General features: G+C 36.6%; 18 protein-coding genes and 3 pseudogenes. 15 read left to right on the forward strand and 6 right to left on the reverse strand.

The features are described from left to right. Window positions 1-149: 149 nt before the first annotated feature. Window positions 150-521, reverse strand: coding sequence for a DUF1016 N-terminal domain-containing protein (locus ACP3T3_RS01320; protein WP_426480016.1), 372 nt, complete (start codon window positions 519-521; stop codon window positions 150-152). Between the two features lie 206 nt (window positions 522-727). On the opposite strand from ACP3T3_RS01320, the gene ACP3T3_RS01325 reads away from it, so the two are divergent. The 7 genes from ACP3T3_RS01325 to ACP3T3_RS01355 all read left to right on the forward strand — a co-directional run bounded on the left by ACP3T3_RS01325 (window position 728) and on the right by ACP3T3_RS01355 (window position 7723). Then, window positions 728-1606, forward strand: coding sequence for an IS982 family transposase (locus ACP3T3_RS01325; RefSeq protein ID WP_426477685.1), 879 nt, complete (start codon window positions 728-730; stop codon window positions 1604-1606). 933 nt (window positions 1607-2539) lie between these two features. Next, complete coding sequence (locus tag ACP3T3_RS01330; protein ID WP_426478149.1) at window positions 2540-3082, forward strand: hypothetical protein; 543 nt, start codon at window positions 2540-2542, stop codon at window positions 3080-3082. Window positions 3083-3234: 152 nt separating this feature from the next. Then, the gene (locus tag ACP3T3_RS01335; protein ID WP_426478150.1) at window positions 3235-3795 is read left to right on the forward strand and encodes an FISUMP domain-containing protein; all 561 of its coding nucleotides are present in this window, start codon (window positions 3235-3237) and stop codon (window positions 3793-3795) included. A gap of 829 nt (window positions 3796-4624) precedes the next feature. Beyond that, window positions 4625-6013 carry a TlpA family protein disulfide reductase gene (locus tag ACP3T3_RS01340; protein ID WP_426478151.1) on the forward strand — a complete coding sequence of 463 codons (1389 nt, stop codon included), beginning with the start codon at window positions 4625-4627 and terminating at the stop codon, window positions 6011-6013. Window positions 6014-6032: 19 nt separating this feature from the next. Then, a complete protein-coding gene (locus ACP3T3_RS01345) occupies window positions 6033-6392 on the forward strand; it encodes a helix-turn-helix domain-containing protein (protein ID WP_426478152.1) in 360 nt (119 codons plus the stop codon). Between the two features lie 45 nt (window positions 6393-6437). Next, window positions 6438-6911 carry a transposase gene (locus ACP3T3_RS01350; protein WP_426478153.1) on the forward strand — a complete coding sequence of 158 codons (474 nt, stop codon included), beginning with the start codon at window positions 6438-6440 and terminating at the stop codon, window positions 6909-6911. 578 nt (window positions 6912-7489) lie between these two features. Then, the gene (locus ACP3T3_RS01355) at window positions 7490-7723 is read left to right on the forward strand and encodes a hypothetical protein (protein WP_426478154.1); all 234 of its coding nucleotides are present in this window, start codon (window positions 7490-7492) and stop codon (window positions 7721-7723) included. A 252-nt stretch (window positions 7724-7975) separates the two neighbouring features. On the opposite strand, the gene ACP3T3_RS01360 is transcribed toward ACP3T3_RS01355, so the two are convergent. Both ACP3T3_RS01360 and ACP3T3_RS01365 read right to left on the reverse strand, forming a co-directional pair. Further along, the gene (locus ACP3T3_RS01360) at window positions 7976-9262 is read right to left on the reverse strand and encodes a CitMHS family transporter (protein ID WP_426478155.1); all 1287 of its coding nucleotides are present in this window, start codon (window positions 9260-9262) and stop codon (window positions 7976-7978) included. Between the two features lie 27 nt (window positions 9263-9289). After that, on the reverse strand, window positions 9290-9982 hold the full coding sequence (locus tag ACP3T3_RS01365) for a DUF2490 domain-containing protein (RefSeq protein ID WP_426478156.1): 693 nt from the start codon (window positions 9980-9982) through the stop codon (window positions 9290-9292). A 252-nt stretch (window positions 9983-10234) separates the two neighbouring features. Between ACP3T3_RS01365 and ACP3T3_RS01370 the strand changes: the two are divergent. Together ACP3T3_RS01370 and ACP3T3_RS01375 are read left to right on the forward strand one after the other, a co-directional pair. Continuing rightward, window positions 10235-10550, forward strand: a pseudogene (locus ACP3T3_RS01370) (Tn3 family transposase); the annotation flags it as partial. Between the two features lie 1308 nt (window positions 10551-11858). Continuing rightward, the gene (locus tag ACP3T3_RS01375; protein ID WP_426480017.1) at window positions 11859-12587 is read left to right on the forward strand and encodes a capsular polysaccharide synthesis protein; all 729 of its coding nucleotides are present in this window, start codon (window positions 11859-11861) and stop codon (window positions 12585-12587) included. 452 nt (window positions 12588-13039) lie between these two features. Here the strand turns inward: ACP3T3_RS01375 and ACP3T3_RS01380 are convergent, their stop codons facing one another. Then, window positions 13040-13711 carry a YceI family protein gene (locus ACP3T3_RS01380; RefSeq protein ID WP_426478157.1) on the reverse strand — a complete coding sequence of 224 codons (672 nt, stop codon included), beginning with the start codon at window positions 13709-13711 and terminating at the stop codon, window positions 13040-13042. Between the two features lie 1289 nt (window positions 13712-15000). Between ACP3T3_RS01380 and ACP3T3_RS01385 the strand changes: the two genes are divergently transcribed. Beyond that, a complete protein-coding gene (locus ACP3T3_RS01385; RefSeq protein ID WP_426478158.1) occupies window positions 15001-16272 on the forward strand; it encodes an FISUMP domain-containing protein in 1272 nt (423 codons plus the stop codon). A 334-nt stretch (window positions 16273-16606) separates the two neighbouring features. Here ACP3T3_RS01385 and aqpZ read toward each other — a convergent pair whose 3' ends face one another. Continuing rightward, entirely contained in the window at window positions 16607-17323 is a 717-nt protein-coding gene (aqpZ, locus tag ACP3T3_RS01390; protein WP_426480018.1) for an aquaporin Z, read from the reverse strand. Between the two features lie 352 nt (window positions 17324-17675). On the opposite strand from aqpZ, the pseudogene traK reads away from it, so the two are divergent. Together traK and traM are read left to right on the forward strand one after the other, a co-directional pair. Then, window positions 17676-18192: pseudogene (gene traK / locus ACP3T3_RS01395) on the forward strand (conjugative transposon protein TraK); the annotation flags it as partial. Between the two features lie 602 nt (window positions 18193-18794). Continuing rightward, complete coding sequence (gene traM / locus ACP3T3_RS01400; RefSeq protein ID WP_426478159.1) at window positions 18795-19067, forward strand: conjugative transposon protein TraM; 273 nt, start codon at window positions 18795-18797, stop codon at window positions 19065-19067. Between the two features lie 84 nt (window positions 19068-19151). Here the strand turns inward: traM and ACP3T3_RS01405 are convergent. Beyond that, window positions 19152-19513, reverse strand: a pseudogene (locus ACP3T3_RS01405) (JAB domain-containing protein). Between the two features lie 192 nt (window positions 19514-19705). On the opposite strand from ACP3T3_RS01405, the gene ACP3T3_RS01410 reads away from it, so the two are divergent. The 3 genes from ACP3T3_RS01410 (at window position 19706) to ACP3T3_RS01420 (ending at window position 22554) form a co-directional block, all read left to right on the forward strand. Further along, on the forward strand, window positions 19706-20761 hold the full coding sequence (locus tag ACP3T3_RS01410; RefSeq protein WP_426478160.1) for an alpha/beta hydrolase: 1056 nt from the start codon (window positions 19706-19708) through the stop codon (window positions 20759-20761). Next, the gene (locus tag ACP3T3_RS01415) at window positions 20758-21351 is read left to right on the forward strand and encodes a hypothetical protein (RefSeq protein ID WP_426478161.1); all 594 of its coding nucleotides are present in this window, start codon (window positions 20758-20760) and stop codon (window positions 21349-21351) included. The genes ACP3T3_RS01410 and ACP3T3_RS01415 overlap by 4 nt, the downstream gene beginning before the upstream one ends. Window positions 21352-21831: 480 nt before the next feature. After that, window positions 21832-22554: a fatty acid desaturase gene (locus ACP3T3_RS01420; RefSeq protein ID WP_426478162.1), complete on the forward strand. Its 723-nt coding sequence runs from the start codon at window positions 21832-21834 to the stop codon at window positions 22552-22554. Window positions 22555-22864 lie beyond the last annotated feature (310 nt).

The raw sequence follows: 22864 nt of genomic DNA on the forward strand, positions 1-22864 counted from the left end.
AGATTAGGTAAATATTCTTTTAGTACAAAATTTTGAGCTCAGTAATAAAGGACAAAGACCTCTTAGAAGATTAAATAATTTTTGAAACCGCTTTTTTTTCTTTTTTGCAGGAAGAACCTCGTATTGGGTCGGCTCAGCGGAACGGGTTATTATAAATTACTTTGAATCTGTAGCAGCATCACATTTCGGCTCCATTCATTTTTGATAGTTTCTATGATATAAAAAGCTCTTTTTGCAGTATCTTTTACTTTGGTTAACAGACTGATATGATGATACCATGTAATTTGTGCAAGTGGCACTTGCATAAATTCAGCATCCGATTGTGCAAGCGGTACTTGCACTATTGGAAACTCTGGATATGCTTGTGCAAAAGCGCGCATATATTTGAGATTCCTAACTGAGAACCCTTTGTTTTCAGGAAAATTCTTAGCTAAATCCAATGCTAAAAGATCAATAATTTTACTCCCCCAACCGTTTTGTCTTTGCTTTTGAATGATGGAATTTCCGATTTCCCAGTACAGGGTTAATAATTCTGCATTGACTTTTAATGCAGCCTGGGTTTGGGTAAACTTTTATTTATTTGCTATAAATGTCCAATCCTGGTAATCTTTATGATAGATAATTTCATCACTCATATAATAACCCGTTGTGCATTATGAATTAAAAGAGAAAAAGTTGTTCATTTGATTGAAAATCAGTAAAATGTATTAGCAATAAAACATTTACAATGAACAACTTGAATGCAAATTACGAAAGGATTTTGGAAGTTTTACGAAAAATATCAAATGAGAATCTACTGTCTTATCAAAGACGAGTTCCCAAGTTAAAGGATTTGGAATTGATTAGTCTTGCCTTAACCGCTGAATTTATGGGTATTGATAGTGAAAATCATCTTTTTCGACATATTCCCGATACAATTGGGCAAAAAATAGATCGAAGTGTCTACAATCGGCGCAAACGTAGATTGGCTACTAAGATTAATGAAATACGAATGAAACTAGCCATAAGTTTTAATGAATATGAGAAGTTCTTCATCATTGATAGTATGCCTGTAGAAGTTTGCAAACTTTCCAGAAGCCACACCTCGAAAATTTGTAAAGATGCTGAATATTGTTATCCAAACAGAGGTTTTTGTGCCTCTCAGCAAATGCATTTTTATGGTTACAAACTTCATGCGGTTTGTTCCATAAGTGGTATTTTTCAAAGTATAGATTTAAGTCCAGCCTCTGTTCACGACATTCACTATTTAAAAGATATTAAAGAGCAATTATCAGATTGTACATTACTCGGAGACAAAGGATATTTGTCATCTGAAATTCAAATTGATTTGTTCAATTATGCAAATATAGAATTAGAAACGCCTAGAAGACTGAATCAGAAAGATTACAGACCTCAATTTTATTTGTTCAAAAAACAGAGAAAGAGGATCGAGACCCTGTTTTCGCAATTATGTGACCAATTTATGATTAGACGTAATTATGCAAAGAGTTTTGATGGATTTAAAACCAGGATATTAGCTAAAATAACGGCTTTAACCGTTGTACAATTCATCAATAAAGCCTATTTCAATCGAAATATCAATAACTTAAAAGTCAGTATTATTTAAAATGCACAACGGGTTATAATAGTATATTTTTATCCTTACAAAGATAACAAAAAGACTCTGCGTACAAATTGTGATAAAGTAATAAAAGCTTACAAACTACCCGATTCAAAGTTGTAGAAAAACATACTTCCTTTTCTGGCCATACCTGCATTATTGGAAAAATAGTATCAGCTTGCTAAAATCTTATAGTTCTAACAAGATAAAGATATAAACAAATATAAAACTTTATTTTGTTTTTCTCTGTGGGGGTATCTTGTGTGACTTTAGAAAATAATCAGTGCATTTAATCTTATCAGAAAAACGAACTTTTTTCTTGCTGGGCCTAAAATTCATAAAACTGTACATTTGAAGTGGGAAAAATACAATTTCTCATTTATTAAGAAGGGGGCTCTATATTTTTAGCGCCCCTTTCATGTTTAGGACCCTTTGAACTAACAGCCTTCGAAAGGAGTTCAAAGAAAAGAAATAATTCAGCTTCTCCAATCGGGACTGGAAGCAGCTCCTGAAGTAGCAACACTATTGGATGTCTATCCGGCTACTATTTTATGTCACTACAAACTATTATCACCCTGTCGGCACTTTAAGCAAATCTTCTTTAAGCTGGGAACCGGTAATTTAAATTAGTATTTTTTGATCCCTAGCCTTGCCTCCTTATCCTTTGATAGATAGGTGTTTTTGCGGTATTTCACCCAAAGGGAGAAACAACTGCAACAGTTATAGTTAAAAAACTACTATCCATTAGTGATATTACGACTAACAATCAAAGGTTTATGTGTGGTGGAATTGGTAATTTTAATCTCGGAAAAACTCTTAAAGGTTTCTTAAAAGATAGTACAGCATAAAGTTGATAGAACTATAAAATGTATCTAAGATTTACCTTAAGGCCAATTTTTCTGATATTGATTTAAATATTAATCATTAAATATATAAAAAATGAGAAAAATGTATTTATTACCGGTTTTCCTTGGGGCTCTATGTTACGGGCAGGTAGGGATCAACAGTGTAACTCCCAAATCTACGTTGGATATTACGAGTAAAACCACAGATGGGAGTGCTTCTGAAGGTTTAATTATCCCCCGTGTAACTGGAAACGCTTTAAAGTTAGCTGAAACGGCTACTGTATATGGCGCAGATCAGGACGCTACGTTGGTATTTGTTACTGTGGAGCCTGATCCTGCCAACCGTACGGGTCAGGTAGAGGGGATGGATTCCAGGGGTTTTTATTACTTCGATGCGGGAAGTAACCGCTGGGTAAAGATGATTTCCAGTGGTGCTACTACGGCCGCTGTGACCCAGTTATCATGTGCAACGGGAACCTTGGAAGCGGGTGATCCTGCCGCTGGTGTAAGCATCAGTATTCCTTATACCGGAGGGAACGGTGGTTTTTACTCTGGGATGAGCATAGCTTCTGTCGGGGTAACGGGTCTTACCGCTACTCTTTCTTCAGGAACCTTAAACAATGGGAGTGGGAATTAGTTTTTGATATTTCGGGAACGCCTTCTACTGACGGTACTGCGACATTTGATATTAGTTTTGGAGGGATAAACTGTGGTTTCATTAGAACGGTAGATCCTGCGAGCGGCTTTCCTGATGTGGTGCCGGTTAAGATTAATGGGCAGACCGTTCAGATGATGACCCGTAACCTGGGTGCTGATACCAGCCTGGATCCTAATATTGTTGTCAAGGGGATTCATGGAAATTATTACCAATGGGGAAGAAAGAATCCCGTAGCTGACGCCAATACTCCTGCCACTGCTATTGCGGGATGGAACACTGCTGCTGCTGCTAATGGGGCTTGGAACACGGGTACTGAGGCTGTTCCTAATAAAACAGTCAATGATCCATGTCCTACCGGATTTAGGGTACCTACCCGAAACGAGTGGGTAAGCTTTAATACCAACAGTACGACCTCCAATATGGGGACTTTTGTTGCATCTCCAGGTAGCGCCACCAATTTTACTGTCGCCAAAGTCTTCACTAACAATGGAAGTACACTAACCTTTCCTGCAGCAGGCTACCGGAACAACACTACGGGGGCACTGAACTTCCGAGCTTACAGCGGCTACTATTGGAGCAGTACAGAGAGTAGTACGAGCGCCTACTACCTGAACTTCAATAGTGGTGCCATTAATCCCGCGAACAATAGCAACCGTACGTACGGATTCTCAGTCCGTTGTATTGCAGAATAGATTCTATGGAGTGTACTATTTAGCTATTTTACAATTTAGAATTTATTAAAAAAACAATAATATAATTTAATTTAAATTAAGATAATTTAACATAATCAATAATATTGTTATTTACTACATAAAATCATTAAATATTTTACAAATAAAAATAAATATAACTCCAACTAACTTTAATTTTATCATTAGCATTAAAAGGCTATTATAGGTTTGTTTCTTTATTCGAACCTGTGCGGCAAATTACTTTGCCGCACTTTTTAAAAAAACTAAACCATGGTAACTAAATAACAATATCAAAGACTCTTCACCCATATGATAGATACGGATACTTTAATAACGCAGTTAGAAAAGTATGGTCTATATGCGGTTAAAGAAAACCCACTTAGTTAATACCCATGAAAACCTGTTATGATAAACAAGTGATATATTGTTACAGCGGTTTTGATCCCTCAACAAAAGCGCGTAAGTTAGAATAAAATAAAGAAAAGCTAAAAACACAAAGTTTCTATAAAGCAAAGACGGGTAGAAGGGCTGTAAAGCATAGGGGAGCATAGTTTCGTTGCTGCTGCCGGGAATTATATTTTGACGGTACATTTTTAACATTTAACATTTGACATTTAACGTTTTAACATTTGTTTTTTACCTGGCAGGCAGCAGCGGCGCCCCCACCAAAAAAATAGCATAAAATAAAAGACAAAAGGAGAAAAGAACAAAAAGAAATTGCACTTAAAAAGGCCTTAAAAGAACTTAAAAAAATAAAAGAAACTATTTAAAAACTGATAATCTATTTAACATCATTACTATGCATTATAGAAAAAAAATACTGAGGATCATGGTCTGTTTAGGGATGAGCAGTGGTATTTCCGGTCAGGCGATAAGCATGTATTTTCCTCATTTCGCTGGGAAGTCGTATGATTTTATCGTATTCCAGGGTAAGGATACCCGGGTACAGAAAGGGGTTATCCCTTCTGATGGCAGATTTACCCTCACTGTTCCCCGGGAGCTGTCTCCTTATAGGGGGATGTCCAGGTGGCTTATCACAGGAACCCAGGAAGGTGGAGGACTTGATATGATCATTCCGGGTCATGATTTTTCTGTTCAGTGCACGGCTTCGGTTCCGGATAATAAGAATATTGTGTACAAGGACAATGATGAAAACAGCCTGTTAGGGACTATGTATAATGAGCAGAGCGCTATTGTAGGGCGGTTTACATCCATGGTGATGGCTGGAAAAGCGTACCCCAAAGACCATAAACAGTATGGGGTCTTTACTAAGGAACTGGGTTTGCAGAAGGACCGTTACGCGGGCTTTGAGAAAGCCCTTATGAACAATAAGGATTACGCTTCGGCATTCCTTAGAATGGTTAACCTTACTAATGGGCTGGGCAGATCGCTACAGGAAAATGAGGATGATAACAAAAAGGAACTCATCCGTACCATTACCCAGGACATTCCCTGGGAAGCTCTTTACACTTCGGGGCATTGGGATGGTGTTTTGGCTGTGTTTACGGATTTGGAAGATAAAAAAGATGGGGGCGAAGCCCTGGTTAGTGACTTTCAGCGTATTGGGGATAAGATCTCAGACCATGCGCTGTATACTGCATTTGCAGAGCGGGTTACCTATTACCTGACGCAGTCTGGGAATGATGATATCATCGCCAGACTCTCACCTGTAATTCTAAATTCAGGAAAAATAACTTCTTATAGCGGAATTATGTCCGTATATCAAAAAGCGGTTCCCGGGAGTAAAGCCCCTGAGCTGTCGCTGAACCTGATTGGAACGTGGCCGGAGGTGACCGGTAAGATGGACTTTACCGATACGAGGTACCAGAAAACACTTCTGGTATTTTACAGCTCAGGCTGCGGACATTGTGATGAAGTGATGAAAACCCTTGCCGGGAAGCTTGAGGATCTTAATAAAAGTAAAGTCCGTGTGATGGCTATCTCGGCAGATACGGACAGGAAGATATGTGAGCAGGCATCCGTCAAGCTGCCATGGAAGGGGATGATATCCTGTGATACGCAGGGAATGAAAGGGATCAACTTTATGAATTACGGAGTCCAGGCTACCCCTACCTTATTTATTGTTGACCAGTGGGGAAATATCACTTCCCGCCTGGGCTCAGCGGATGATGCGCTCAAGGCGCTTACGGATCCGTCCACTGAATTATGGAGAAAAATACGCAGGCCTCCAAGACCCTATGTACCGCCTCAATTATAACAATGCCAAGGAATATAATATGAAGAAATATAATAAGCAAGAACCTGCGCAATCGAAAAGCCCTTCAAGGCCTGATTATAAGAAAATATATACGGATTTAATCACCTTGAAATACCCTCACCTGATGGAAAAATGCAGGTCTTTTCTGGAAAAGGAGTCCCTGGTGAGCTATGATGTATTGCAGCTTAGCAGTATTATCACCCGCAGGGATGATGAAGAGACCCTATCATTTAATGCCAGGCATAAATGCTATGACCTAGATACCATTATGAGGATTCTGGACTACCAGAAAAAGTATGGTTGCAGCAATCAGCAGCTTGCGGGGTATTTCAGTCTCAGCAGGAATACGGTTACCAAATGGAAAAAGAAGTTTCTGTAAGCGGTTTTTAATCAATGAAGTTCTAATCAATTAATTTTAAAGGCTATGAACAGTCAGGGGGAAGGTAAAACAGGGTATTATATCTATAAGGATATCCATATGGGAGAGCTTATCAGCAAAAGAGCCCGGGAACTGGATATTGATGAATCGAGGATCGCTTCATTTTTTTCGTTAAGTATTTCAGAGGTTACCGCTATGTATGAGGAAAAAAGTATTGATTCGGGTTTTTTATTGATGTGGAGTAAACTTCTGGAATATGATTTTTTCCGTATTTATTCCCAGCATCTGATTTTATATGCCTCGGCCTCCGGAATGCTGGATACTAAGAGCAGCCATAGGAGCGGAATGCCCAAATTCAGGAAAAGCATTTATACCAAAGAGGTTATAGATTTTATGATTGAGTTGGTGAACACCGGGCAGAAAACCATCAGTGCAATTACTGCAGAATATGGCATTCCAAAAACCACCCTGCATAAGTGGGTAGCCAAGTACAGGAGTGGCAAATCCGGTAAAAATTAATCAAATTAATTTTTTAATGAGTCTATATAAAAACAAAATGATGAAAAAAATAATAAAAGTGTTGCTTTGGGCAGCTTTTGTTGCCGGACACAGGCCCAAAAATAGCCATGTATTTCCACATTTTGCAGGCAAACCTTTGATTTTATTATCGCCAGGGAGATAAACAAAAAACTCTTCTACAGACTACTATCCTGAACAGCGGTAATTAACCTCAGTATTCCGGGTTATTACCAATTCTTAAAGATGGAGGCGGTCTTGATATACTGATTCCTGTAAAGGAATTTTCTGTAAGTTGCACTGAATCTAATCCTATGGAACAAAATATTGTATACCAAGGAATGAGCATACAAAGAACTCAATGAATTATTATAAAAACAACAGAATTTTAGTACGCCATGATGCTATGCTTCAGGTTGTTAGATCTTATCCTAACACTTATAGAATTATCTGTGATCTTAAAAGACTTTAAAGAAATTAACTTCTTACACTATGCTAATAGGTACACCTGCAATGGCAGGTAAAATAATGTAAAATCAGCTTCCTTGCAAGAGATATTTAGACTACAAATAATGTTTAATATGAAAGAAGAAGACTATCATAATTTAATTGGGAAGTCTAGCCATGATGTCTTTAATGAATTGGGACACTATTATTATAACTTTTCCCATCCTACCCGCTGGATATATAAGCTTAAAGACCCGCGTCTGAAGTATGGTTTTATGTACATTTATTTTGATATAAATAATATTGTATGTGAGGTGAAAATATCGAAAAAATATAAAACTAAATGGTGGAATTTATTCAAAAAGTAATTTGCATTTTCATATTTGGTAAAATGACCGTAGGATACATCCTTTCGGGGCTGTTTTTATTTGTTTAAAAGTAAATCATATTGATTTTTTTTTACTTATTGCTTATTTTTTGTTTCTTATTCGGACAAGACGGGTTCAATAGGCAGTCTTCAATCTACATTGAAATAAATAAGAGTCTGTAAATGTTTTTGCTTAGAAGGTTCATCATTGATTTTTTTATAGAGTAAGATTACAAAATTCAAAGATATAATCTTATATAATATTAAGAGCCAATGCACTGAGCAACATTACAATTGATGATCCTATGGCCCATTTTAAGGTAAATTTCAAATGGTCAGAGAATTCAACACCCGCCAGGGAAACCAACAGATAAGTAGAAGGAACCAAAGGGCTTAATAAATGAGAAGCCTGCCCCACAAGACTGGCGCGTGCTAAAATATCAGGAAGAATGTTCAGCTGGCTGCCTGTTGCTGTAATAACAGGCAAGATTCCGAAATAATAGGCATCATTGGTAAGAAAAAAAGTTAACGGTACACTGAATATAGCGGTGATCACATTCAGGTAGCTGCCCCAGGTTTTAGGAATGATACTGATAATACTGTTTCCCATAGAGTTCATAATTCCGGTACCATTCATAATTCCTGTAAAAATTCCTGCCCCGAAGATCATTCCTGCTACAGATAACGCATTCCCTGCATGTCTCGAAATGATCTTCTGTTGGTCTTTCAGTTTCGGATAATTGATCACGGAAGCTATACAAAAGGCAATCATAAAAGCAACTCCCAAAGGAATAATATCAAGAATCATAACACAAAGCAGGACAATGGTCAAGATCAGATTGATAACAATAAGCTTGGGACGTCTTAATGCAGAGTCATTCTCTCCGGCAATATCCTGCCCACTGTATTTGGTGTATTTTCCATGTTTGCTTATTCTTTTTTTCTCTCTGACTCCAAGAATATAGGCAACAAAAAATACCCAGATCAGGCCGATTACCATTACCGGAATCATTGGAACCAATATTTCCGTATGCCCAAGTTTCAGTGAGCTCATTACTCTCGCGGTAGGTCCTCCCCATGGTAAAATATTCATAATACCGCCTGCGAGCATGATAATACAAGTCAGCACCAAAGGGCTCATTCCCTGTTTTTTATAAAGCGGGAGTAATGCAGCCACTACAATAATGTAAGTGGAAGAGCCATCGCCGTCTAAAGAAACTAAAGTAGTGAGAAGGGCCGTTCCGATGGTTGTTTTTACAGGATTATCCCCCACAGCTTTTAATATGGCATTGACAAGGGGCTCAAAAAGCCCTGTATCAATCATCATACTGAAATACAGGATGGCAAAAATCAGCATAACTCCCGTAAGTGCTATTTCTTTTACTCCATCTTTCATCATCTTTCCGAGGTCAGGTCCAAATCCTGCGGCTACAGCTATAATGGCGGGTATTAGAACTAAGGCGGTAAGTGGTGTCATCTTTTTGTTCATGATGAGAATCATAAAGATGAAAATCATTAAAAAGCCAAGAAAGGTCAGCATAGTTTTGTGTAAATATTAATAAGGTTATTATTGTTTCTTTTTTCTCCAGTCAAAATTGTTTCTGAAACCTATAAACCCGTAATTACTTGTTTTTTTGGTTTCCAGCTGATTGATAAAGGCAAGCTCCAAAGTAGAATTCTTTCCTATTTTTATTCCAAGACCTGCCGTAATACGATTGCTGTCGAAGGGCTCCAGTTTATCAATATTCATTCTTATTTCATTTTTAAGAATACCGTAGAGCTTTTCTTTTTCTCCTTTTTTATTGAAAGGAATCCGGGCAGAGATCAGATACCGGATTCTTACCTCGAATTCATCTGGATTGCTGATAAAACGCTCTTCCACTCTAAGCCGGTTAGAGATTGACGTTCTCCCAATGTAATAATCAGCAGTTACCTGTTGGAAAGGTCTTTTTTCATATCTTATCTTTTTGGAATCGTCAGCATTATAAGATTCAAGGATCAAAAACATAGCTCCTGCAGCAGGTTTTATATTTTCCACCACTTCATAATCTACATAGGCATTCACGAGAAAAAGCCTTGTATCACAGGCAAGATCAAAAGAGCGGTATTGAATAAGGGAGGTTACAGAACTTTTATCAGTAATCTTTGCCGACAGCAGGTACTGAAACCACATATTATAGTTGTCTTTACTCTGACTGTGTAAAAGGCCATTGAGCAGGCAAAATGATAAAATTAACGTTAATTGTATATTAAGTTTCATGTAATATTTGATTAGTATTGCGGTTTCTTACACATATTTATTCAGAAGAGCTGACCTAGATTTTTTCAATCAATGAGAGTTTTTCTCAACGAACTGCATTTTTAGACAAAAGATATTATTTGATGCGTTTCAAATAAGGTATGGACTATGTTTTTATCATTAATTTTATTATTATGCTATTGATTTAACCATAAGATTCTGGACCTTACGCAGGATTTAAATTTGCTCCCAGGATAAGAGATATGGGATGAAAAAATAGAAAGAACCTTATTCATGCTCAAATGGTATGTGGGCCCAACTCTGCGAACAAAAGTTACTGTAGGATTAAATAAAGGAGAAGCCAGGAATGCCCTGGAAAGAGCTGTATATTTTAACCGGCTCGGAGAAGTAAGAGATAAAAGCTTTAAAAGTCAGAGATACAGAGCCGGAGGTCTCAATATCGCTACAGTTGCCATTATTTTGTGGAATACAGTTTATATTGAAAAAGCAGTGAAATACCTTAAACAGAGATTAACCCGAAATTACTCCAGTGCCTTTCTCATTAGGTTGGGAACATATTATTTGTACTGAGCTAACCCCTAATTGTGCGGGCTATCAAGTAACCATCGGTTAATGGTAGAGCATTTTAATTAAAAGTAGCAGCGTTGGATACATTTTTATTGTTAAATAATTATTAAAGTAGTGAAAAGTGGATACTTATTTCCAAATAGCAATAAATAAAATATTGTTAAATTTCTTACTTTCCAATTCTGAACACTAATATTACGTTGAAAGGTTTTGCAATGTCATTCCTGTACCTGTACAGTTAATAGATTGTCCTCTACCCAATTGAATAGCCCATGTTCTCGGCGTACTTATAGTAGCTACATAAGTTATAGTACTTCATAATTGATGGGCTACATACTTCCTGTTGTAGGATTATCTTTAGCTCCATTCACATGAAAAATATCTTGCGGATTCATTGTATTCACACCTACTTGTCCATGCATACTGCCAAATATATAGGAGGAAAAAGAGAATATAGTTTCTTTTAATTTTTCATAAAATAGTTTTAAATGGTTTAATTCTGATTATTGTACAATGATAAAAAAAATACATTTCCCTACTCAATTATTAATCGTCATATTATCACTAAATATAAGTAGCTTTTTAACTACTATCTATGTATAAAAAACAAATCAATAGTAGTTCTGTACTACTTTAATATAGTCTATCAACTACTTCTTCGGTATTACCGGGAGTTTCGTTGTTGATAATAATACATTCCGATTTTTGTAAGTCTGACTAAACATAGACTGGAGACATTTATCTAAAAACTGAGCTTTTAATAACAAGGAATAATTACGGATATTTTACTCTTACATTTCCCTACATTTTATGCCAGTTATACAGAGTTGCTCTGCCAATATCGTAGCGACGACAAGTTCTTCTAAACTTCTACCATTATCGAATTCCTTCAATATATTTGCAATCTGAACAGCGAAGAGGAGCGAGACACTCTTCTCACAGCTTTGCAACCAATTTATCATTTAAAATGCACAACGGATAAACATAATAAAATAATTATATAGTATAATCAATGTGGCTTTCAATTAGTGAATAATGGAAAGAATAGTAATCTGTTTTATTAAAAATCCATTAAATTCTTTTACTATCTGGTTGATATATAAATCTTATTTATCATAAGAATTCCTATGAGATTCCAGGGCTGAGTAATGTGTTTGTGGTTAAAAAACTATAGTAAAACAGTGATAATACTATATGATCTGTAATTTGGTGTTAGAAGAACGTTTCTACTTTTGTTTCAGTAACACATAAATGAACTTAGATGCAGATTTATATAAAAAAAATACTATATCATGCTTATGTAAAGATTATGTTTTTACATTACAAAGTATTTTACTTTAATAAACCCCATAAAGAAAATGATAAAAGCTCGGAAAAAGCTGAAGAGATCATTTATTGTTTCTGGACCGGGTACAATGAAATGCCACAAAACAGACAGCGAGCTTTAGAAAGTATTTATAAGAAATCAGCAGTAAGGGTGAAATGCATCACTGCCGATATGCTTGATAGTTATATATTGCCGATGTATCCCCTGCACAAAGCCTATCCTTATTTATCTTTAGTACATAAATCAGATTATCTAAGGTCTTATTTTATGTATCACTACGGGGGAGGATATTGTGATATAAAACATATTAATAATTCCTGGAAAAAGTCATTTAACAGATTAAATAAAAATAACAATCACTGGATAATAGGTTATCGGGAATTAGGTAAAAGAGGTATAGGCAACTGCTCTGAAAAAAATTTTGAAACACATATGAAAAAACACTTTTTCCTACTGATTGGTAACTGTGCTTATATTTTTAAAAAAAATACGCCTTTTGCTAAAGAATGGCTGGAAAAAATCCATGATATTTTGGATCAGCAGTATGACAATTTAAAAATGAATCCGGGAAATATTATGGGAAATAATAATGGATACCCTCTCAAATGGTCTCAAATACTTGCAGATGTATTTCATCCACTTTGCCTGAAATATGCTGCAAAGCTTATGTATACCAAACATTTAATGCCTTATTTTGAAGACTATCGATAAACATTGAAATCTGACAAAGCAGAATACTAAAATTCTACCATTTTCATTGTCGGTTCAAAGCGACACGCTAAAAAAAGCATGGGGAAGAAAGCCAAATTAAAAAGAAGTCCAAAGAAAAGAAATAAAACATCTTATCCTATTGGGACGAAACAGCTCCCGAAGTAGCCAAACTATTCGATGTTCATCCCACTACTATTTATGGCCAAATTAAATTAGTTTAAGGAACTTTCTCAAAATGAGAAAGTTCCTTGCTTTTATTTGTTCTGTCAGCTCGAAGAGGAGACTAATTAAACGTCTCCTAAGGGTATACTATCTCCGACTATACACAGAGAAACAATTCCCATAATGTTTCCCATAGTGATCTTAAAAAATAAAATAGGACTACCAAAAGTTTTTCAACACTTCTTTTTATGAAGTGCTTTAATTAAAATAACTTTACAATTAACCAATGGTTATTTTATTGCTCTTACATTAACGGTTATCTCAATGTCTTTGCTGATCATCCATTGAGCAGGGTCAACCTCGGAAGTGCCGAATTGGATTCCCAAATCTGTTCTGTTTACTGTAAATTTTGCATGGATTGAGATTGAACGATCGGTTACTTCCACCTTTGCGGGGAAAGTAATATTCATTATTTTTCCCAGTAGCGTAAGGTTTCCGCTTACTGTTTTATTAGCCCCTGAAACAGCATCTATTGTTGCTTTTTGTAAATCTGTAACATTAGTGATGGTAAAGTCTGAAACAGGGTTTTTCTCTACATCAAGGAAATCCGGGCTTTTTAGATGCGTCTGGAGATCGTCAGATTTGTCCTTTTCCACTACTGAAGCAGGATCTACTTTTATGGTAGTCATATCGATAATGAAGTTTCCGGAGGTAATCTGCCCTCCCTGGATACTTACATTTCCAGATTTCACATTCAAGGTCCCCCAGCGAGGCGCAAAACCTCCTTTGTGGAAGCCCTTCCAGCCTATTACAGAGGATGTGGTATCTACCGTCAATACTTCCCCCTTTTTTACTGCTACGCTTTGCTTTTGAGTCACCCTCGCGTAAAAATTTTGTTTAGTATTACATGATGCGGTTAGCAATCCTGCTCCAACCATCGTTATTACAATTAACTTTTTCACTCTATTAATATTAAAATTTCATAATTGGGATAGATTTAGCTTCTATTCCCCGTTAATATTCAGATTTTTGGATTTCCAAGTAATCTGGTTAAATAGGTATCATCGGATAAACAGTAAATGACATTATAATCCTTTTCTTTTTTTTCATCAATTAAGATTTTCGGAAGGGTATTTTTAGCCCTTTGTATGATTAATTCTTTTCTCCTTCAAAATCCATATCATCTGCAGGGTGGATATGAGTTCTACTTTATTGGCATTAAAATCCTGAGAGAGCAAGATATTGAGCTGATGGCCTTACCCTAATGATTTGTCTAATGATATTTTGTTTTGGTGGTGTAATAATTTTACAGCTGGTTCTTTAGGCGAATACATATACAATGTTGTCGTGCTAATTCCTGTTTTTTTAGCAATTCCTGGCTGTGGAATTTCTATCAGGCATAGCAGACATAGTTATTTGAGGTTTGTTCATCCATTCTTCTGGGATGTCTGCCTATCTTCCCCTTTGCTTTTGCTGTTTCCAGTTCTGCTTTGGTTCTCTCAACAATAAGATTCTTTTCAGATTCTGCCAGAGAAGCAAATGTTTAAGGAATAGTTTTGCCGATCTGAAAACTGGCTGCCATCACTTTTTGAAACCCTATTATTATAATTCTAACAAAGAAAAGATATAAACAAACATAAAACTTTATTTTTTTCTTTATGGGCTATCTTGTATAATTTTAGAGAAATCAGTGCTTTATCTTATCAGAAAAACGGACGTTTTTCTTGCGGCTAAATCGAATTAAATAATTCATAAAAAATGTACATCTGACGTGGAAAAATACAATTTTTCATTTGTTAAAAAAGGGCTCTATTGTTTTAGAACCCCCTTCATGATTTAGGATCATTTGAGCTGATTGACTTTAATAAACGAACACAAAACAAAGTGAGTTCCTGTCCATCCGGCTATTACTGATTAATTAATCTATTAAAATGATCATAACCGGTAATTCTTAGCCTTTGGAGTTACCCTCGATGGGCAATATATTTACTACATTTTTTAACGGTAAAAAGAGAAGAATCCCAGAATATATAGTTAAAAAACTATATATTTTTAGTGATAATATGACTAGTGATCAGTGGTTTAGTTGTAGTGGAAATAGTAAATTTATAATATAAAAATTCTTAAGGGTTTCTTAATAAGATATCATAAGTTGAAGTTGATATAGAACTGTAACATGTCAATCTAAATTTACCTTAAAAGGTTTTCTTACATCTATTGATTTAAAATTAATCATTAAATATATAAACAAATGAGAAAATTGTATTTATTACCGGTTTTCATGGGTTCTCTGTACTACGGGCAGGTAGGGATCAACAATGTGGCGCCGAAAATTACATTGGATGTATCGAGTAAAACCACAGACGGAAGTACTTCCGAGGGGTTTATGTTACCCAGGGTAACGGGAAACGCACTAAAAGCTGCTGAAACGGCTGGGGTCTATGCTGATGCTCAGCATTCTGCTTTGGTGTTTGTTACTGCGGCTCCTGATCCCGACAACCGTACCGGGCAGGTAGAGGGAATGGATGCTGCCGGCTTTTATTATTTTGATGCGGGGAGTAACCGCTGGGTAAAGATGATTTCCAGCGGTACTACTACGGCTGCTGTACTCCAGTTATTGTGTCCAGGGTCGAGTAATCTTGGAACTTTGGAATCCGGAGCGCCTGTTGCTGCGGTAAGTACAACGATTCCTTATAGTGGGGGTAACGGTGGTATTTATTCCGCTCAGACGGTAAACTCGACCGGTGTAACCGGTCTTACGGCGGTACTTTCTTCAGGAACCTTAAACAATGGGAATGGAACTTTAGTGTATAATATCATGGGTACTCCTTCCGCTGCAGGCACCGCTACATTTAATATTGAATTTGCCGGCCAGCCCTGTATTTTTAGCAGAACAATAGCGCCTCCGAGCAGTTTTCCTGATGTAATGCCTGTAATGATCAATGGACAGCCCCGCCAGATGAAGGCTCATAACCTGGGCGCTGATACCAGCCAGAATCCTGATGTTCCTTCGCAGGCTATTATGGGAAATTATTTCCAATGGGGAAAAAAGGATGCCGTGGCTACCGCCAATACACCTGCCGGTGATATTTCAGGATGGAGTACGGCTGCTGCTGCTAATGGAGCCTGGAACAGTAATACTGAAGCTACTCCTGTTAAAACAGCCAATGATCCTTGTCCTCAAGGATTCAGGGTTCCTACCCGTAATGAATGGGTAAGCTTTAATACCAACAGTACGACTACGAATAAGGGAACCTGGGCTACGGGTGCTTCAGATGGTGCTACCAATTTTACTGCTGCAAAAGTCTTCACTAACAATGGAAGTACCTTAACCTTTCCTACGGGAGGTTACCGGTACAACGCAACAGGTGGATTGTACCTCCGAGCTTTCCAAGGCTACTATTGGAGCAGTACGGAGAATAGTACAAACGCCTACATCCTGGACTTGGGTAGCGGTTCAGTTAGCTCCACGGGCAGCACCAGCCGTACGTATGGATACTTGGTCCGTTGTATTTCACAATAGATTTAATTTTTCTATTTAGAAATTCAGTTTATCAAAATTTGAATTGACATCATTAAATACTATTTAATGTATTGAATTATATTATTTTTATCATGTAAAAATAAATATAACTACAATTAACTTTAATCCTATTATTAGTATTAAAAAGCTATAAGGTTTATTCTTCATTCGAATCTGTGCGGCAAATTAGTTTGCCGCACTTTACGGATATAAGATTAGAGTCTTGCTTTTTCCGATTGTTTCTGTTGGCAGTTTACTGATATTGGTATATCTAATGTAAAAAAAAGAGTCTTGTAATCTACAAGACTCTTTTTTTTACATTAATTCTGATCAATTAATCAGTTATTTCCCGGGACTCCCTCTGAAGTAAAAATTTATAGATTAATCCTCCAACAACACCTCCTAAAATTGGAGCTAGCCAGAACAACCAAAGTTGTGATATGGCAAGTCCTCCTGTAAAAATAGCCTGTGAAAGTGATCTTGCGGGATTGACGGATGTATTGGTAATCGGAATTGAAATCAGGTGAATCAATGTTAAGGCAAAACCAATAGCAATACCGGCAAATTTACCATGGGTCCACTTTTCTGTAGCTCCCATAATTACGATAAGAAAAAGGGCTGTTAATAAAAACTCGGTTAAAAATGCTGAGCCCATACTGAAGGCTTTTCCATTGTATACCGGTACGTCGTAAAAGTTAGTTGCAAAAGCTCCAGGATGTGAAAGGTCGGGTGTTCCGGTACCATTCAATATGGTATACAGACATCCTGCAGCTGCCACTGCTCCAAGGCACTGAGCTCCGATATAAGGAACCAGTTCTTTTGCAGAAAACCTGCCGCCTGCAAAAAGCCCGAATGATACTGCCGGGTTGAAATGACCTCCTGAAATATGGCCTACGGCGTACGCCATTGTAAGAACGGTGAGTCCAAAGGCTAAAGAAACGCCTACAAGCCCAACGCCGATGTTGGGAATACCGGCAGCAAAAACAGCACTTCCACAGCCTCCAAAAACGAGCCAGAAAGTGCCAAAGAATTCAGCTAAAAGTTTTTTTATCATGTTATTTATTTTTAATCTTGCTCAAATGTAGAATTTAAATTGTAAAATAAGGAGATAAGCCGTGTAGTTTAAAATCTGTTTTTTATAGTTTTAAAACTATAAATACAGGTTATAATACTAACGGATGAAATACTTTGAATGCTGCGAGGTTCACTATAAAAACGGATTCACAGTCTGTAGAATTTGAGTTTGTTTTTCGAAATCATATATAGCTCTTATAACAAATGAAGGATGCTTACCAGTATCCTTCATCTTTAGCTATGGAACTCTGAATAAATATTTAAACAGCCTTCTTTAGAGAGGTTATGTTCTTGCGAACCCTCCACATAGGTACAGATATCACCTGAGGGGTAACGGTAAATCGTTAATGCTCGCATTGTGATAGGACAATCCCTTAACAGGCCTGTAGAAGCGCGGGAGCATGTAAGGCGTTTCCATGAACTGTTCTTCGCGATAGCGCCTGATAAGAATGCAATCGAGAGCAATGTTAAAAGAGCATTTAATCTGGCTGACAGTCGGCATTGGACTATTACAAAGATCTTTCTGAAAAAGGATTTTACAATAGGATTATCAGTGGCAACATACAGCAGAGAATTGAGATTGGCAGTGTAGCAGCGGATTTTGGCAGTTATCCCTATGCGATAAAGACTTACGGGAGGCAGTTTATCATCGGATCAAGCAATTTGACAATTCGAAATCTGGTTACTAACTGCTTGCTTGTTAGTTCAGTTAGGTCTGACAGCAATCCTCAGGGATTCACCATTGAAAAATCCTATCTGATCTTTAAGCCAGGAATAATGCAATTATTGAGGATTCAGGCTTTAATACAGGCATACCGCAGGCAAAAGATGGCCGCTACAGTCTGATAAGCAGAAAGCTTATGAACAGCAATTACTGCATCAAAAGAATGAAGAAAAGAAAAATGCGCTGACTACACTGTCCGATTATTGGGTCGATTCTTCTTAAGAGACCATACCTTTAAATCCGAAATTGTTACAAAACGAATCGGGTGTTATCCCTGCAACCAATCAAAATTCGCTCAGCAGACCTTAAGCTCTTTTACAGCAGTGATAGTCAGGAAGTACAGAATCTTCACAACAGGAATCAGTACCGGCAGGTGCCAGCATTAATGATCAATTGGAATTGATGGAAAATCTTATGGCGGCTAATATCTTCCGGCTTCCAGACAGGAGGTTTCTGAAAATAAAAGTGAAACAAAAGAAGTTGCTGTATCTGCTAAAGCCAGAATCACTGCTGCAGCACCTGTAACTCATTCTGTTGTTTCAAGTCTATATCGTGCATATGCCGACTGCATTATTTCTCGCAGTTTTCATAATAAAAGATTGACTGTATTTCCATATAAATATTCTCAGCAGTCTCAACCCAAAAACAGCATCCGGGCTCTCATTCACGAAACAAAAACGGTGACTTCCGAAAGCATTATTCATTAAGGCTTTTAGAATCTATTATGCTTGGAGCAATAAAAATTCCTTCAGGGGCCCTATTGAAAGGCAGGGCCAAATTTCAAGGTGTAAGATTAGAGCTTACCATATCGTCCATAGAATATCAGGAAAGTATTTATCCTGAAATCAGTATTTATGACAATGACGGGCAGTCTGGAATGCACATTCCTTATTTACCGGAACAGTTTGCTTTGAATGATATTGCTGCTAATATGGAACAAAGTTCGGGAACCAATATTATGATAACCCAGGCTGCAGGCAGGTTGCCGCTGATTTGAGCAAAGGAGCTATGCAGGAATTGTCAGGATATTTCCAGAAAAGAATAAGGCAGGGATTCTTATTTTTCAGCAAATAAGGACCATTTATAATATTCCTATATCTGAAAAAGAGAGGTAGTCGATTGAAGTCATAATACAATGATCCAGCAGATTAATATTCAGTAACTGACCTGCTTTTTTTATTTTCCGGTGATGTTGAGATCTTCACCGGAGGGCTTTAGATTTCCGGAGGTATGATTATGGGCTACGATAAGCGATATTGCATTACATAGTAAAGCTCTCTGGGTAATAATTCTGATATCGACTAAAGAGGTAATTCCGGATTCGGATATTTTTTGTATTCCTAATACCTTATGGCCTGATTCATATACAAAGCGTAAAAGGATTCCCTGTAATCGATTTTCTGGAAGTTTGCCTGAGATTTTTACTGCTTGAAGGTGAAAGATCTATTACATGCTGTAGTAATTGTCCTATATTAATTTCTATGTAAAACTAGGAGGCTTGTGAGATCGTTGTAAGGTTAAATATTTACATTTGCAAAAATAAAAATTATTAATCCAGCTCTTTGCTGCTTAACAATAGCGGGGTGCCTATCTTAGAGACAGTTGCTCAGTCAATCATAATAACCATAACCAGATATGAAAACAAATGAAAGTAAAATCAGGAGAATTTTGGTCTGGACCTATACAATTATTATAGTAGTAGGAGGTGTTTTTATTTTTTGTCAGGTAAGCTTCCGGCCTGATCCTATGTTGGTCCGTCATGAATTTGATGAAAATGGAAGGAGGGTATCGGAAGAAATGGTGCCATTTTTACCTGAGGGAATTGTTAGTTTGTATAACCTTGAATATAGAGAGAACGACAAGGATGCTCTTTTGAATGTGCACTTTCCAGGCTCTATCTCAACCACCAATAAAATGCTTCCCACTATTGTGTGGATTCATGGTGGAAAATGGGTTTCGGGGAGTAAAAAAAATGTAGCTAATTACTGTAAGTTATTGGCTGGGAAAGGATTTACTGTTGCAGCTATTGATTATTCAGTCGCACCTGAATATCCCTATCCAACTCCTGTTACTCGGGCTAACGCAGCATTGGATTATCTCATTAAAAACTGTGCTTTCCTTCATATTGACCCTCGTTCTATCATTATCGCAGGGGATTCCGCAGGTGCACAGATTGCTGCGCAGCTGGCCAATATCATTTCTGAACCTACGTATGCGTATGCTGCGAAGTTTAATATCAAATCTGCGCTGTCAAGAGAACAGCTACAAGCAGTATTGTTGTTTTGTGGAGCCTATGATCTCAGTAATATGAAACAATTCGACCTGAATGGCCCTGATAAGGATTTTCTGAGAACGGTATTCTGGCCGTATACGGGAACCAAAAACTTTAACAATGACCCTGAGGTAGCAAGTGCTTCTGTTGCCCGGTATGTTACTCCAACATTTCCTCCTGCATTTATCAGTGTGGCAAATGCCGATCCCATGGCCAGCCAGTCTTATTTATTTGCCAGAAAACTTATACGATTAAAGGTTAAGGTTGATACTTTATTTTTTCCCAATAGTCATAAACCGCTGCTTCCTCATGAATATCAGTTTGATTTAAATAGCGTAGAGGGAAGAATGGCATTGGAAAAAGCCGTTATTTTCCTGTCAATGATTAAAAATAAAAGCAGTATAAAACATATACCATGAAAAAGTTGTTCTTACTATTTATTTTGATCGTTAAATTTACCGATGCTCAGAGTTTAGAGCTGGTAAATAGAGATTATATATATACCAAAACAATAAATACATCAAAAAAGAAAAAGGAGATCTATCCGATACTTAAAAAATGGCTAACAGATAATTCTCTACAATATTTTATAAACACTGATGATCCGCACTTGAATATCCTGTCCTATATTGAACGGTTGCCACTGATGCATTATAATGATACCCAATCTACCTTTCCTTCGTTTACCAGTACCGTTGAAATCAAAAACAGAAAGGTAATTTATAAGGCCAGCCATATTGTTTTTCAAGACAATTACGAGGGAATGACAAATATTAAAAATGATTATAGTAGCCTTTTGAACAGAATTACGATATTAACATCGCATATTAATGAGTTAGAAAACCGGTTAAATGAGGAAAGGGATGAAAATAGAAAATCTGAGATAAGAGCGGAGCTTGATATTGAAAACAAAAAACTAAACTTGGTTAATGCTGTTGATGAAAAGTTATTGGATTATTTTATGGGGAACGTTGATATTATCTCAAAAATGGTGAATGATACCTATTAAAACTGGCTGTCATTAAAGCCAGATGTAATTAATTCACTTTCTAAATTGCAATATTCTGGCATTTCAGATCATAAGAACGATCAGGAACAAACTTCTTTCAACCTTGCTTTGGTTATTTGGTTCTGCGTTGGCGGACATCGGATTATATTGGATGCCATTATAGTGTCATTCTGAAATACGGATATATCGGAATAGATATTAAGTCACCGGTATTTTTGGATTTTCTTTATTGATCATTACGATGTACTTGCAATAGGTAAAACTAATGTATGCATGATGTTACTTTAGCAGAATTTTTTGATTTATCCTTTTATTAGCTTATAAGGAATTATTTCATAAATTTTAAGGAACCAAGATTAATTGTCGTATCTTACAAAAGATGTTGCAGAATGAAAATAAATTTCGTGAATAGTGGCTTATAAATAAAGCATAATTTTTTCTTTACCGTTTTATAATACTTCATCTTAAATTTATACAATTATGGCAATATTCATTTTTATACTTATACATTGGTATTCATCGCTTTTCTTTCAGTCTGTTTTTCACCATCGTTATGCTGCACACAATCTCTTTACTATGTCAAAATTCTGGGAAAGAATATTTTATGTGGGTTGCTTCGTCACACAGGGATCTTCTTATATCAGCGCTTATACTTACGGCCTAATGCATCGTTTACATCATGCATATACAGATAAAGAGCAAGATCCACATTCACCTCATAATGATCCAAATCCCTTTGTTATGATGTGGACAACGAGAAATAATTATTTTAATCTTTATATAGCAAAGATACAGGTTGCAGAAAAATATAAAAAGAATTTACCTGATTGGGAAAAGTTTGATAAAATAGCACACAATTATATTACCAGATCTTGCTGGATTGCCATATATATCATTATTTATGCTTTACTGGTGACATCATGGTGGCAATGGCTTTTTCTTCCGGCAACTGTAATTATGGGTTCTTTACAAGGAATGGCTGTAAATTGGTGGGCTCACAAATTTGGCTATGAAAATTACCAATTAACAAATACTTCAAAAAACATCCTACCTTTTGATTTTATTTTCTGGGGCGAAGCATATCATAATAATCATCATAAACATCCACAGAGACCCAATAATGCAATAAGGTGGTTTGAATGGGACATGGGTTTCCAAACGATGGTCTTTTTACAAAAACTTAGAGTAATCAAAATACAATAATAAAAATTAAATCTTTATTAGATAGTAAGTATTTCGATTTAGACCTATCAATTTTTTGTATCAATTATCAACAGTTTTATTAGGATATCTACAACTTAAAGAGGTTAGATATTGGAATATTCCGCAGGGTGCTTTTACTAATACTATCGGAGCTTCCAAATAAACTATAAATGTTGATGATATTATCAAAACTATCGATCATTTCAGAGCTATTGATCTGATCATTGATAAAGCAAAGTCAAAACTCACAGAATCATTGATCAAAGAACTGCACTTTTTATTTAAATCGGGAGCCTCAGACAGTGCAAAA

The organism is Chryseobacterium sp. CBSDS_008 (assembly GCF_049959325.1).
Lineage (GTDB): Bacteria > Bacteroidota > Bacteroidia > Flavobacteriales > Weeksellaceae > Chryseobacterium.